General features: G+C 63.5%; 9 protein-coding genes and 1 tRNA gene. All 10 read right to left on the bottom strand.

All coding sequences use genetic code 11. The annotated features are described in order from the left end of the window. Window positions 1-265 precede the first annotated feature (265 nt). Window positions 266-4,513, bottom strand: coding sequence for a DNA-directed RNA polymerase subunit beta' (gene rpoC, locus BIZ42_RS13005; RefSeq protein WP_070426688.1), 4,248 nt, complete (start codon window positions 4,511-4,513; stop codon window positions 266-268). A gap of 89 nt (window positions 4,514-4,602) precedes the next feature. After that, the gene (gene rpoB, locus BIZ42_RS13000) at window positions 4,603-8,757 is read right to left on the bottom strand and encodes a DNA-directed RNA polymerase subunit beta (protein ID WP_019186120.1); all 4,155 of its coding nucleotides are present in this window, start codon (window positions 8,755-8,757) and stop codon (window positions 4,603-4,605) included. A 296-nt stretch (window positions 8,758-9,053) separates the two neighbouring features. Then, on the bottom strand, window positions 9,054-9,422 hold the full coding sequence (rplL, locus tag BIZ42_RS12995; RefSeq protein ID WP_019186119.1) for a 50S ribosomal protein L7/L12: 369 nt from the start codon (window positions 9,420-9,422) through the stop codon (window positions 9,054-9,056). Window positions 9,423-9,484: 62 nt separating this feature from the next. After that, window positions 9,485-10,018, bottom strand: coding sequence for a 50S ribosomal protein L10 (gene rplJ, locus BIZ42_RS12990; protein ID WP_019186118.1), 534 nt, complete (start codon window positions 10,016-10,018; stop codon window positions 9,485-9,487). Window positions 10,019-10,405: 387 nt separating this feature from the next. Next, the gene (gene rplA, locus BIZ42_RS12985) at window positions 10,406-11,104 is read right to left on the bottom strand and encodes a 50S ribosomal protein L1 (protein ID WP_019186117.1); all 699 of its coding nucleotides are present in this window, start codon (window positions 11,102-11,104) and stop codon (window positions 10,406-10,408) included. Between the two features lie 4 nt (window positions 11,105-11,108). Further along, window positions 11,109-11,537, bottom strand: coding sequence for a 50S ribosomal protein L11 (gene rplK / locus BIZ42_RS12980; RefSeq protein WP_019186116.1), 429 nt, complete (start codon window positions 11,535-11,537; stop codon window positions 11,109-11,111). Window positions 11,538-11,780: 243 nt separating this feature from the next. Beyond that, a complete protein-coding gene (gene nusG, locus BIZ42_RS12975) occupies window positions 11,781-12,341 on the bottom strand; it encodes a transcription termination/antitermination protein NusG (protein WP_019186115.1) in 561 nt (186 codons plus the stop codon). A gap of 10 nt (window positions 12,342-12,351) precedes the next feature. Next, complete coding sequence (gene secE, locus BIZ42_RS12970) at window positions 12,352-12,759, bottom strand: preprotein translocase subunit SecE (RefSeq protein WP_019186114.1); 408 nt, start codon at window positions 12,757-12,759, stop codon at window positions 12,352-12,354. A 44-nt stretch (window positions 12,760-12,803) separates the two neighbouring features. Next, window positions 12,804-12,879: transfer RNA gene (locus tag BIZ42_RS12965), tRNA-Trp, on the bottom strand. 102 nt (window positions 12,880-12,981) lie between these two features. Continuing rightward, on the bottom strand, window positions 12,982-14,172 hold the full coding sequence (tuf, locus tag BIZ42_RS12960) for an elongation factor Tu (RefSeq protein WP_019186113.1): 1,191 nt from the start codon (window positions 14,170-14,172) through the stop codon (window positions 12,982-12,984). Between the last annotated feature and the right edge of the window lie 9 nt (window positions 14,173-14,181).

The raw sequence follows: 14,181 nt of genomic DNA, 5'->3' as shown, positions 1-14,181 counted from the left end.
TGAGACAGACGATTGTAGCAACCCGGCGAAAACGCAGTCAAATGCGCACGCGCCAAGCCAGCCCTGATCCCGGGCCGTTACAGGGGAGCCTTTTCCATGCCCCCCGTTCAGGTTGTCAAGCCGGTCCGTTGAAAGACCGGCGGGCATCCTACCTCATCGGCAGGCGGACGACCAGTGGCCGCTGCCTGCTGATTTGCCGGGAGGGCCACCGACCGGAGTCGGCGCCCTGCCCTGCCGCGGGCCCGGCCGGAGCCGGGCCTGCGTATTACTCGTCGCTGCCCGGCGCCTGGTCGGCGTCGGTCGATTCCACCGCCACGGCGGCCACCGGGGCCACCTCAGCCACGGCCGGCGCGCTGCCGGACAGGGTCTGCATTTCCGAGTCGGTCAGCCCGGAGGCGTTGCGACGACGGTTGGCGTGGTAAGCCAGGCCCGTACCGGCCGGGATCAGACGGCCGACGATGACGTTTTCCTTCAGGCCGCGCAGGTTGTCCGAGGTGCCGCGAACGGCCGCTTCGGTCAGCACGCGGGTGGTTTCCTGGAACGACGCCGCCGAGATGAACGATTCGGTCGCCAGCGAGGCCTTGGTGATACCCAGCAGGACCGGATCGAAACGGGCCGGCAGCTCGTTGCGGGCGGCCAGGCGGGCATTTTCCTCGATGACGCGCTGGCGCTCGGCCTGCTCGCCATTCAGGAACTTGCTGGTGCCCTGGTCGGTGATCTCGACCTTGCGCAGCATCTGGCGGGTGATCACCTCGATGTGCTTGTCGTTGATCTTCACGCCCTGCAGGCGGTACACGTCCTGGATTTCCTTGACCAGGTAGGCCGCCAGCGGTTCGACACCCAGCAGACGCAGGATGTCCTGCGGGCTCGGCTCGCCGTCCACGATGGTTTCGCCCTTGGTCACGTGCTCGCCTTCGAAGACGATCACCTGACGGTACTTCGGGATCAGCTCTTCGTGTTCCGAACCATCGGTGTCCTTGATGATCAGGCGCTGCTTGCCCTTGGTGTCCTTGCCGAAGCTGATGATGCCCGAACGCTCGGCCAGGATCGCCGGATCCTTCGGCTTGCGCGCTTCGAACAGATCGGCCACGCGCGGCAGACCACCGGTGATGTCACGGGTTTTGGACGCTTCCTGCGGGATCTTGGCGACCACGTCACCCACGCCGACGGCGGCGCCGTCCTGCAGGTTGACGATCGAGCGCGGCGGCAGCAGGTACTGGGCCGGCAGATCCGTGTTCGGAATGGTCAGGTCGTTGCCGTTCTTGTCCACGATGCGGACGATCGGGCGCAGATCCTTGGCCTGCGAACCACGACGCTTCGGATCGGTGATTTCACGCGATGCCAGGCCGGTCAGTTCGTCGGTCTTCTCGATGACGGTGACGCCGTCGATGAAGTCGATGAAGCGGATGAAACCGGCCACTTCCGACACGATCGGGTGGTTATGCGGGTCCCAGTTGGCCACGGTCTGGCCAGCCTTGACCGCATCGCCGTCCTTGGACGTGATGGTCGCACCGTACGGCAGCTTGTAACGCTCACGCTCACGGCCGTGGGCATCGAGCACCGACATTTCACCCGAACGCGAGACCGCCACCAGCGAACCGCTGGCGTGCTCGACCGACTTCAGGTTGTTGAACTTCACCGAACCGGTGGTCTTGACGGTGATGTTGTCGACCGCAGCAGCTCGCGACGCCGCACCACCGATGTGGAACGTACGCATGGTCAGCTGGGTACCCGGCTCACCGATCGACTGCGCGGCGATGACGCCGACCGCTTCGCCGATGTTGACGATGTGGCCACGGGCCAGATCGCGACCGTAGCAGTGTGCGCAGACGCCGAACGGCGAGGCGCAGCTGATGGTCGAACGGACCTTGACCGACTGCACCGAGGCGTCTTCCAGCTTGGCCACCCACTGCTCGTCGAGCAGGGTGTTGCGGGTCACGATCGGATCTTCGTCGTTGCCCGGCAGGAACACGTCCTCGGCCACGACACGACCCAGCACGCGGTCCTTCAACGGCTCCACGACGTCGCCGCCTTCCACGATCGGGGTCATGGTCAGGCCTTCGGTGGTACCGCAATCCACTTCGGTGATGACCACGTCCTGCGCCACGTCGACCAGACGGCGGGTCAGGTAACCCGAGTTCGCCGTCTTCAGCGCGGTATCGGCCAGACCCTTACGGGCACCGTGGGTGGAGTTGAAGTACTCCTGCACGTTCAGGCCTTCACGGAAGTTCGCCTTGATGGGCGTTTCGATGATCGAGCCATCCGGACGCGCCATCAGGCCGCGCATACCGGCCAGCTGACGGATCTGCGCCTGCGAACCACGCGCACCGGAGTCGGCCATGATGTACAGCGAGTTCATCGACTTCTGGTCGATGGTCTCGCCTTCGGCATTGACCACCTTCTCGGTACCGATGGTGTCCATCATCGCCTTGGCGATGCGTTCATTGGTGCGCGACCAGATGTCGACCACCTTGTTGTAGCGCTCGCCGGCGGTGACCAGGCCCGACTGGTACTGCTCCTGGATTTCCAGCACTTCGGCTTCGGCCTCGGTGAGGATGCCGCGCTTCTCGTCCGGGATCAGCATGTCGTCGATGCCGATCGACACGCCCGCGCGGGTTGCGTAGGCGAAGCCGGTGTACATCAGCTTATCGGCGAACACGACCGTGTCCTTCAAGCCCAGCTGACGGTAGCTGGAGTTGATCAGGCGGCTGATGTTCTTCTTGGTCAGCTCGGTGTTGGCCAGCGCGAACGGCAGGCCTTCCGGCAGGATTTCAGCCAGCAGGGCGCGACCGATCGTGGTGTCCACGATCGAGGTCTTGTTCTGCTTGTTGCCTTCCTCGTCGGTCACCACTTCGGTGATGCGGACCTTGACGCGTGCGTGCAGTTCCACCACGCGGTTGTCGTAGGCGCGCTTGACTTCGGCGATGTTGGCGAAGGCCATGCCCTCGCCCTTCTTGTTCACCAGCGAGCGGGTCATGTAGTACAGACCCAGCACGACGTCCTGCGACGGCACGATGATCGGCTCGCCGTTGGCCGGCGACAGGATGTTGTTGGTGGACATCATCAGCGCACGCGCTTCCAGCTGGGCTTCCAGCGAGAGCGGCACGTGGACGGCCATCTGGTCACCGTCGAAGTCGGCGTTGAACGCGGTGCAGACCAGCGGGTGCAGCTGGATGGCCTTGCCTTCGATCAGGACCGGCTCGAAGGCCTGGATGCCCAGACGGTGCAGGGTCGGCGCACGGTTCAGCATCACCGGATGCTCGCGGATGACCTCTTCCAGGATGTCCCAGACTTCGGCTTCTTCGCGCTCGACCAGCTTCTTGGCGGCCTTGATGGTGGTGGCCAGGCCACGACGCTGCAGCTTGGCGAAGACGAACGGCTTGAACAGCTCAAGTGCCATCTTCTTCGGCAGGCCGCACTGGTGCAGGCGCAGGTACGGACCGACCACGATGACCGAACGGCCCGAGTAGTCCACGCGCTTGCCCAGCAGGTTCTGGCGGAAGCGGCCCTGCTTGCCCTTGATCATGTCGGCCAGCGACTTCAGCGGGCGCTTGTTGGTGCCGGTGATGGCACGGCCGCGACGGCCGTTGTCCAGCAGCGCATCGACCGATTCCTGCAGCATGCGCTTTTCATTGCGCACGATGATGTCCGGCGCGTTCAGCTCGAGCAGGCGGCGCAGGCGGTTGTTGCGGTTGATGACGCGGCGGTACAGATCGTTCAGATCGGAGGTCGCGAAGCGGCCACCGTCCAGCGGCACCAGCGGACGCAGGTCCGGCGGCAGCACCGGCAGCACGGTCATGACCATCCACTCCGGGCGGTTGCCCGACTCGAGGAAGGCCTCGACCAGCTTGATGCGCTTGGTCAGTCGCTTGAGCTTGGTTTCCGAACCGGTGCTGGCGATTTCTTCGCGCAGGCGGGTCATTTCCGACTGCAGGTCGATGGTGCGCAGCAGTTCGTACACGGCCTCGGCGCCCATGGCGGCATCGAAGTCGTCGCCGTGTTCCTGGCGGGCCTGCAGGTACTGTTCTTCGGTCAGCAGCTGGCGGCGTTCCAGGGCGGTCAGGCCCGGCTCGGTCACCACGTAGGCTTCGAAGTACAGCACGCGCTCGATGTCACGCAGGGTCATGTCCAGCATCAGGCCGATGCGCGACGGCAGCGACTTGAGGAACCAGATGTGCGCGACCGGCGAGGCCAGGTCGATGTGACCCATGCGCTCGCGGCGCACCTTGGCCAGGGTGACTTCGGTGCCGCACTTTTCGCAGACCACGCCGCGGTGCTTCATGCGCTTGTACTTGCCGCACAGGCACTCGTAGTCCTTGACCGGTCCGAAGATGGCGGCGCAGAACAGGCCGTCACGTTCCGGCTTGAACGTACGGTAGTTGATGGTTTCCGGCTTCTTCACTTCGCCGAAGGACCACGAACGGATCAGGTCCGGCGAGGCCAGCGCGATCTTGATCGCGTCGAAGTCCAGCGTCTGACGCTGCTGGTTGAAGAGGTTGAGCAAGTCTTTCATGGTGTTTCTCCGAAAGGAGGAAATCTTGTCGATGGGGCTGTCGGTTCAGATGTGGCGGCGCGGCTGCCGGGGCAGCCGCGCCTGCGCGATCAGTTGCCGTCCAGTTCCATGTTGATGGCCAGCGAGCGGATTTCCTTCACGAGCACGTTGAAGGATTCCGGCATGCCCGCGACCATCTCGTGCTCACCGTCGACGATGTTCTTGTACATCTGGTTGCGGCCCTGCACGTCATCGGACTTCACCGTCAGCATTTCCTGCAGGGTGTAGGCCGCGCCGTAGGCTTCCAGCGCCCAGACTTCCATTTCACCGAAGCGCTGGCCACCGAACTGCGCCTTGCCGCCCAGCGGCTGCTGGGTGACGAGCGAGTACGGGCCGGTCGAACGGGCGTGCATCTTGTCGTCGACCAGGTGGTTCAGCTTCAGGTAGTGCATGTAGCCCACGGTGGTGTGGCGATCGAATGCCTCACCGGTGCGGCCGTCATACAGCTGGGTCTGGCCGCTCAGCGGCAGGTCGGCCAGGGCAAGCATGTGCTTGATCTCGGCTTCCGTCGCACCGTCGAACACCGGCGTTGCCATCGGCACGCCGTCGGTCAGGTTGGTGGCCAGGCGCAGCAGCTCCTCGTCGCTGAACTGGGTCAGGTCGACGTGGTTGGCGTGCTGGGTCTTGTCGTGGTTGTAGACGTCGTCCAGGAACTTGCGCAGGTCGTTGATCGCGGCCTGGGCTTCCAGCATGCCCTGGATCTTGCGACCCAGGCCCTTGGCGGCCCAGCCCAGATGCACTTCCAGAATCTGGCCGATGTTCATACGCGACGGCACGCCCAGCGGGTTCAGCACGATGTCCACGGTTTCGCCCGAGGCCATGTACGGCATGTCTTCGACCGGCACCACGTTGGAGACCACACCCTTGTTGCCGTGGCGGCCTGCCATCTTGTCACCCGGCTGGATGCGACGCTTCACGGCCAGGAACACCTTGACCATCTTCAGCACGCCCGGGGCCAGATCGTCGCCCGCGGTGATCTTGCCGCGCTTGTCGGCGAAGCGACGCTCGAATTCCTTCTCGTGCGCCTGGATCTGCTTCTGGGCGCGTTCGATGGCTTCGGAGGCGTCCTCGTCCTTCATGCGCAGCACGAACCAGTCAGCCTTCTTCAGGCCGTCCAGGTAGGCGTCGGTAACGGTGTCGCCCTTCTTCAGGTTGGCACCGCCGTTGACCACCTTGCCCACGATCTGCGAACGCAGACGGGCGTAGATGGCGCCTTCCAGGATGCGGAACTGGTCGTCGAAGTCCTTCTTGACGCGCTTGATTTCAGACTCTTCGATCTGACGGGCGCGCTTGTCCTTCTCGATGCCATCGCGGGTGAAGACCTGCACGTCGATGACGGTGCCGTCCATGCCCGGCGGCACGCGCAGCGAGCTGTCCTTCACGTCCGAGGCCTTCTCGCCGAAGATCGCGCGCAGCAGCTTCTCTTCCGGGGTCAGCTGGCTTTCGCCCTTCGGGGTGACCTTGCCGACCATGATGTCGCCGGCGCGGACTTCGGCACCGATGTACACCACGCCGCTCTCGTCCAGGCGGTTCAGGGCCTGCTCGGAGACGTTCGGGATGTCGGCGGAGATTTCCTCCGGCCCCAGCTTGGTGTCACGCGCAACGCAGGTCAGCTCTTCGATGTGGATCGTGGTGTAGCGATCCTCTTCCACCACGCGCTCGGAAAGCAGGATGGAGTCTTCGAAGTTGTAGCCGTTCCACGGCATGAAGGCGATCAGCATGTTCTGGCCCAGGGCCAGTTCGCCGATGTCGGTGGACGGACCGTCAGCCAGCACGTCGCCACGCGCCACCACGTTGCCCACTTCCACCAGCGGACGCTGGTTGATGCAGGTGTTCTGGTTGGAGCGGGTGTACTTGATCAGGTTGTAGATATCCACGCCGGCGTCGGTCGCGTCGGTGATCTCCACTTCGTTGACCTTGACCACGATGCGGCCGGCGTCGATCTGCACGATCTCGCCACCACGACGGGCGTTCACGGTCACACCCGAGTCACGGGCCACGGCGCGTTCGATACCGGTACCCACCAGCGGCTTCTGGGCACGCAGGGTCGGCACGGCCTGACGCTGCATGTTGGCGCCCATCAGTGCGCGGTTGGCGTCATCGTGCTCCAGGAACGGGACGAGCGCGGCAGCGATCGACACGGTCTGCATCGGCGAGACGTCCATGAAGTGGACTTCCGCCGGCGGCTTGAGCAGCGACTCACCCTGGAAGCGGCACGGCACGAACTGCTCGGTGAGCATGCTCTTGGCATCGGTCAGGGCGTTGGCCTGGGCGATGACGTACTCGTTTTCTTCGATGGCCGACAGGAATTCGATCTCGTCGGAGACCTTGCCGTCGGCCACCTTGCGGTACGGGGTCTCGAGGAAGCCGTACTGGTTGGTGCGGGCGTACACGGCCAGCGAGTTGATCAGGCCGATGTTCGGGCCTTCCGGCGTTTCGATGGTGCAGACGCGGCCGTAATGGGTCGGGTGCACGTCGCGCACTTCGAAGCCGGCGCGTTCGCGGGTCAGGCCGCCCGGGCCCAGGGCCGAGACGCGACGCTTGTGCGTCACTTCCGACAGCGGGTTGTTCTGATCCATGAACTGGGACAGCTGCGAGGAGCCGAAGAACTCCTTGATGGCCGCAGCGACCGGCTTGGCATTGATCAGTTCCTGCGGGGTCAGGCCTTCGGATTCGGCCATCGACAGGCGTTCCTTGACCGCGCGCTCGACGCGGACCAGGCCCACGCGGAACACGTTCTCGGCCATTTCACCGACCGAACGCACGCGACGGTTGCCCAGGTGATCGATGTCATCGACCACGCCGCGACCGTTGCGGATCTCGGTCAGGACCTTGATCACGTCCAGGATGTCGGAGGTGTCGGCGTGCTCGGCGACCAGGCGCTTGGACTCTTCGTCGTTGCGCTCACCGAAGTACTTGCGGTCGTACAGCACGGCTTCGCCGGTGACTTCCTTGCGGCCGACACGACGGTTGAACTTCATGCGGCCGACCGTGGACAGGTCGTAGCGCTCGAAGGTGAAGAACAGGTTGTGGAACAGGTTCTGCGCGGCGTCCTTGGTCGGCGGCTCGCCCGGACGCATCATGCGGTAGATCTCGACCAGGGCTTCGAGCTGGGTCTTGGTCGGATCGATTCGCAGGGTGTTGGACAGGTACGGGCCACGATCCAGATCGTTCACCCACAGGGTGCCCACGGCATCCACGCCGGCCTTGCGGAAGGCCTGCAGCTGCTCGTCGGTGATTTCGTCGTTGGCCTGGGCCAGCAGTTCGCCGGTGTTCGCATCGACCACGTCGTGCGACAGGATGCGGCCGACCATGTACTCGTCCGGCACGGCCAGGGCAGCGATGCCCGAGGCTTCCAGCTGCTTGACGTGGCGCGCGGTGATGCGCTTGCCCGCTTCCACGATGACCTTGTCACCGTCGGCCAGGTCGAAGTTCAGGGTCTCGCCACGCAGGCGCTCGGAGACCAGCTCCAGCTGCACGCCTTCATCGGGGTTGATGTGGAACGTGTTGATCTCGAAGAACTCGGCCAGCATCTCTTCGTTGCTGTAACCCAGCGCACGCAGCAGGATCGACACCGGCAGCTTGCGGCGACGATCGATACGGGTGAACAGGGCGTCCTTCGGGTCGAACTCGAAGTCCAGCCAGGAGCCGCGGTACGGGATGATGCGGGCGCTGTACAGCAGCTTGCCCGAGCTGTGGGTCTTGCCACGGTCGTGGTCGAAGAACACGCCCGGCGAACGGTGCAGCTGCGAGACGATCACGCGCTCGGTACCGTTCACGATGAAGGTGCCGTTGTCGGTCATCAGCGGGATTTCGCCGAGATAGACTTCCTGCTCCTTCACGTACTTGATGGCCTTGGTCGACGACTCGCGGTCGTAGATCACCAGGCGCACGGTCACGCGCAGCGGCGCGCCGTAGCTCATGCCACGCTGGCGGCACTCGCGCTCGTCGAACACCGGGTCGCCGAGCTTGTAGCCGACGTATTCCAGGGCGGCATTGCCGCTGTAGCTGGAAATCGGGAACACCGACTTCAGGGCCGCATGCAGGCCGTGGTCCGTGCGCTTGGCCGGATCGACGTTTTCCTGCAGGAATTCACGGTAGGAATCGACCTGGATGGCAAGCAGGAACGGCACTTCGAGGATCGAGCGCTGCTTGCCGAAATCCTTGCGGATACGCTTCTTTTCGGTGAACGAATAAGACGTCATGAGGTATCACCTTGGCTGTGCGGATCGTGCGTCCACGACCCGAGGGGAAACTGAAATTGTCAGTTGGAAGTCGCTGGTATTGCCGGCACCAGCACGCCTTCTCCCGCTACTTCCAACTGCCAACTCGTCTGCATCCACTCCCCTGCCCGCGCGCTTGTGCGCCGCTGTGACGGGGGATGACCGCAGCCCGTGTTGGGCTCGTACTTCGGGTGTTGCGTGAAACGACCAAAGGCCGGGGGCTTACGCCCCCAGCCTTGGCTGCATCGCCGTGTTTCGATGGCGAGGCAAGGAACTGCTTACTTGACTTCGACAGTCGCGCCAGCAGCTTCCAGGTCCTTCTTGAACTTGGCAGCGTCGTCCTTCGAAGCGGCTTCCTTGATCATGCCGCCGGCTTCTGCCAGATCCTTCGCTTCCTTCAGGCCCAGGCCGGTGATGGCGCGGACAGCCTTGATGACTTCGACCTTCTTGTCGCCGGCCGACTTCAGGATGACGTCGAATTCGGTCTGCTCTTCAACAGCGGCAGCCGGGCCAGCAGCAGCAGCTGCGGCGACCGGAGCAGCGGCGGAGACGCCGAACTTCTCTTCGATGGCCTTGACCAGCTCCATCACTTCCATCAGGGACTTCTCGGCGATGGCGTCGACGATCTGTTCGTTGGTAAGGGACATTTTGATTACCTTTGGATAATTTTCTGGGTTGAGGTTCCGTTCGGAACCACGGAAACGTCGACTCAGGCGGTTTCGGCGACCGGCTCGGCAGCGTCAGCGGTTTCACCGCCATCCTGCTTGTCGGCCACGGCCTTGACGGCGCGGGCGAACATGGCAGCCGGCTCGGACAGGACGCGGGCCAGCATGGCCAGGGCCTGATCACGGGTCGGCAGCGAGGCCAGCACGTCGACATGACCGGCCGGGAACAGTTCCCCGCCGATGGCCACGACTTTTGCCTGCAGCTTGTCGTTGGTCTTGGCAAAATCCTTGATCAGGCGACCGGCTGCGCCGGGCTCCTCGAGCGAGAACGCGTACAGCAGCGGACCGACGAGTGCGTCTTTGGCGCATTCGTATTCGGTACCTTCCACTGCACGTGCCGCCAGCGTGTTCTTGACAACTTTCAAGAAAACGCCGGTTTCGCGTGCCTGCTTGCGCATCGCGGTCATCTGGGAGACCGTGGTGCCAGCGTATTCGGCTGCGATCAAGGAGTGAGCCTTGGCGGCGACGTCTGCCAGCTCGGCGACTACTTCTTGCTTCTGGGACAGATTGAGAGCCATTGCACTCCTCCAATTGAACTCCGCTTACGGCTCCTGCCGTGTGCGGTCCTGGGCGGCATCCGTCCTGGACGCCGGGAACATCAGGTGATGTTCCAAGGGTGGGCCGTTCTAGACCTGGATGGCCAACCTGGGAGAACCCAGACGTGCGTAAACCAGAAAAACTCCAGAAGGGCACCATCTACGCAGGGTGATTCCCGGGGGAATCGATTAAGCGTTCGGTACTGCGCCGGCGGCGACTCCCTGCCAATGCGAGCATCCCTGCCCGTCGCCGGTATGTACTGACCGCGCCTGCGGTCTTTGACGGCTATCTCCGCGGGGCGGACCCCACTCGGATTGCCTTCAAATATCGCGGGTACCGGACCGGAGCCCGGCACCCGCTTGAAACGATTACTTCAGCGACAGCGACGACTGGTCGACAGTGACGCCCGGGCCCATCGTCGAGCTGACCGAAACCTTCTGCAGGTAGGTGCCCTTCGAGGTGGCCGGCTTGGCCTTGATCAGGTCCATCAGCAGCGCCTGCAGGTTCGACTTCAGCGCGTCTTCGGCGAAGTCGGCCTTGCCGATGGTGCAATGGATGATGCCGGCCTTGTCGGTGCGGTAACGCACCTGACCCGACTTGGCATTCTTGACGGCTTCGCCCGGGTTGGCCGAGACGGTGCCGACCTTCGGGTTCGGCATCAGGCCGCGCGGGCCGAGCACGGTGCCCAGCTTACCCACGACGCGCATGGCATCCGGGGTCGCGATGACGACGTCGTAGTTCAGATCGCCGGCCTGCATCTTCTCGGCCAGATCGTCCATACCAACGGCTTCGGCGCCAGCGGCCAGGGCTTCGTCAGCCTTGGCACCGGCCGGAGCGAAGACGGCAACGCGCACGCTCTTGCCGGTACCGGCCGGCAGCACGGTGGAACCGCGCACCTGCTGGTCGGACTTCTTGGCGTCCACGCCCAGGCGCACAGCAACGTCGAAGGACTCGACGAACTTGGCCTTGGTAGCGGTCTTCAGGATCTTGATGGCGTCCTCGAAGGCATATGCCTTGCCCGGGACGACGGCGGCCTTGATGGCCTTCTCACGCTTGGTCTGTGCCATCTTCTTAACCCTCTACCACGAGGCCCATGGAACGGGCAGAACCGGCGATGGTGCGCACCGCGGCATCCAGATCGGCAGCCGTCAGGTCTGCTTCCTTGGTCTTGGCGATCTCTTCGAGCTGCTTGCGGGTCACCTTGCCCACCTTCTCGGTGTTCGGACGCTTGGAGCCCGACGAGATGCCTGCAGCCTTCTTGAGCAGCACGGCAGCCGGGGTGCTCTTGGTGATGAAGGTGAAGGTACGGTCCGAGTAGGCCGTGATGATGACCGGCACCGGCAGACCCGGCTCCAGCTTCTGCGTGGCGGCATTGAAGGCCTTGCAGAATTCCATGATGTTCAGGCCACGCTGACCCAGCGCAGGACCGACCGGCGGCGAGGGGTTGGCCTGACCGGCCTTCACCTGCAGCTTGATATAACCGACAACTTTCTTTGCCATGAGTATGCTCTCCGGGTGCTAGCGCCTTGCGACAACAGGCTCCCCATCGGACCGGGAATCACGCGTCCCGGCATCGCGTTTTGAATTCACGCAGAAGGCCACCTTGCGGCGGCCCTTGCTTTTTGCCAGCTTCCTGGCAGGAAGCCGCGCACTATATCAGGTTTTTTCTTCCCCTGCCGCATGGCAGAGGGTACCGGGCTGTTCAGGTTCCGGGCGGCCGCCCGGAACCCACTGCCCTCAGGCTCAGACGGCCTTTTCGACCTGGCCGAACTCGAGCTCGACCGGGGTGGCACGACCGAAGATCAGCACCGAGACGCGCAGACGGCTCTTCTCGTAGTTGACTTCCTCGACCACGCCGTTGAAATCGTTGAACGGGCCTTCGGTGACGCGGACCATCTGGCCCGGCTCGAACAGCACCTTCGGACGCGGCTTTTCGACACCTTCCTGAACGCGGTCCAGGATGGCGGCAGCTTCCTCGTCACGGATCGGCAACGGACGGTCGGCGGTGCCGCCGATGAAGCCCATCACCTTGGACGTATCCTTCACAAGGTGCCAGCTTTCGTTGTCGATGCGCGGAATGCCGTTTTCTTCGTGGGTCTCGATCTGGACCAGCACGTAACCCGGGAAGAACTTGCGCTCGGAACGGCGCTTCTGGCCGGCGCGCATTTCAACCACTTCCTCGGTCGGGACCAGGACGTCACCGAAGCGCTCCTGCATCTCGTCACGCACGATGCGATCGCGCAGAGCCTGCGCCACCGACTTTTCGAAGCCCGAATAGGCGTGAACGACGTACCAACGCTTCACTGGTTTCTCCTTATCGACCCAGGAACCACTGGGTCAATTTCTGAATCACGAAGTCAAATCCGCCCAGCAGCAGGCTGAGGATGATCACCACGACGATCACCACCCAGGTCATGCGAATGGCTTCCTGGCGCGTCGGCCAGACCACCTTGCGCAGTTCGAAACGCGATTCGGAAAGGAATTCCCGCGTGTCGCGACCCTTGCCGGTCAGCAGGAACACGCCGAGGCCGGCCACCAGGCCAACGACAACGGCCAGACCGCGAAGCGGACCGGCCCATGCACTCTGTGAGGCGTGCTCAGGAGCACCGAACCAATACCAAGCAAAAAGACCCGCCAGCACGAGGATCGCTGCGGCGGCGTACTTGACGATGTCACCTCCAGTGGAGGCGTTGTCTTTGGAATGCTCGATCTTGCTGTTCATCCGGCTCTGGCTGCTGTGGCGGCATAGCCGCTGGAAGGGAGAAGTGGCACGCCAGGAGGGACTCGAACCCCCAACCTGCGGTTTTGGAGACCGCTGCTCTGCCAATTGAGCTACTGGCGTACTGAAAAAACTTGCCTTCCCTAAGACGGCGAAGGCGGACCGAGGTTCCCGGCCCGCCACTCGCGAGACCGGCAGCGCAATGCAACCGCCGGTATAACGCTGTTACTCGAGGATCTTGGAGACCACGCCGGCGCCGACGGTACGACCGCCTTCACGGATGGCGAAGCGCAGGCCTTCGTCCATTGCCACCGGGTTGATCAGGGTGACAACCATCTTCACGTTGTCGCCCGGCATCACCATTTCCACACCTTCCGGCAGTTCGCAAGCGCCGGTGATGTCGGTGGTACGGAAGTAGAACTGCGGACGGTAGCCCTTGAAGAACGGGGTGTGGCGGCCGCCTTCATCCTTGGACAGGACGTAGACTTCGGCGTCGAACTTGGTGTGCGGCTTGATCGAACCCGGCTTGGCCAGGACCTGGCCACGCTCGACGTCGTCACGCTTGGTGCCGCGCAGCAGCAGACCGGCGTTGTCACCTGCCTGACCCTGGTCCAGCAGCTTGCGGAACATTTCCACGCCGGTCACGGTGGTCTTCTGGACCGGACGGATACCGACGATTTCGATTTCTTCGCCGACCTTGATCACGCCGCGCTCGATACGACCGGTCACCACGGTGCCGCGGCCCGAGATCGAGAACACGTCTTCCACCGGCATCAGGAAGGGCTTGTCGACGTCACGCTCCGGGGTCGGGATCCAGCTGTCGAGAGCTTCGACCAGCTTGATCACGGCCGGCACGCCGATCTCGCTCTGGTCGCCTTCCAGCGCCAGGCGGGCCGAACCCGAGATGATCGGGGTGTCGTCGCCCGGGAAGTCGTACTTGCTCAGCAGCTCGCGGACTTCCATTTCAACCAGTTCCAGCAGCTCGGCGTCATCGACCATGTCTGCCTTGTTCAGGAAGACGACGATGTACGGCACGCCGACCTGACGCGACAGCAGGATGTGCTCGCGGGTCTGCGGCATCGGGCCGTCAGCAGCGGAGCAGACCAGGATCGCGCCATCCATCTGGGCAGCACCGGTGATCATGTTCTTGACGTAGTCAGCATGGCCCGGGCAATCGACGTGGGCGTAGTGACGAACGGTGGATTCGTATTCGACGTGCGCGGTCGAGATCGTGATGCCACGCGCCTTTTCTTCCGGCGCGGCGTCGATCGCGGAGTAGTCCTTGAACTCACCGCCAAAGCGCTCGGCACCGATCTTGGTCAGTGCGGCGGTCAGCGTGGTCTTGCCGTGGTCAACGTGACCGATGGTGCCGACATTGACGTGCGGCTTGGTGCGCTCGAACTTACCCTTGGCCATGGCTGCTTA

It is taken from the genome of Stenotrophomonas sp. LM091 (assembly GCF_001806305.1).
Classification (GTDB): domain Bacteria; phylum Pseudomonadota; class Gammaproteobacteria; order Xanthomonadales; family Xanthomonadaceae; genus Stenotrophomonas; species Stenotrophomonas bentonitica_A.
The sequence above is the reverse complement of the archived record's forward strand: the minus strand, read 5'-3'. Positions and strand labels throughout refer to the sequence as shown.